Below are 206 nucleotides of genomic sequence, written 5' to 3'. Positions count from 1 at the left end.
GTTCGCGCTGGTTGCGGCGTAGGGCGGGCGTAGCCCGACCGGAGGCGCAACCAGCGCGAAGCATCTTCTGCCGGTGGTCCCGCGCGTCAGCTGCGGTGCTTGAATCGCCAGCTGTCGTTGCCGGTCTCGACGATGTCGCAGTGGTGGGTAATGCGGTCGAGCAGCGCGGTGGTCATCTTGGGGTCGCCAAAGACGGTCGGCCACTC

At 67.5% G+C, this 206-nt stretch carries 1 protein-coding gene; it reads right to left on the bottom strand.

Features of this window, described 5'->3' with window-relative positions; all coding sequences use genetic code 11:
• Positions 1 to 86: 86 nt before the first annotated feature.
• On the bottom strand, positions 87 to 206 hold a 120-nt coding region (locus AX685_RS03370; RefSeq protein ID WP_171132689.1), incomplete at its 5' end, for an ATP-binding protein.

Source organism: Sphingomonas sp. CCH9-F2, assembly GCF_001556735.1.
In the GTDB taxonomy this organism is placed as follows: Bacteria; Pseudomonadota; Alphaproteobacteria; order Sphingomonadales; family Sphingomonadaceae; genus Sphingomonas; species Sphingomonas ginsenosidimutans.
The sequence above is the reverse complement of the archived record's forward strand: the minus strand, read 5'-3'. Positions and strand labels throughout refer to the sequence as shown.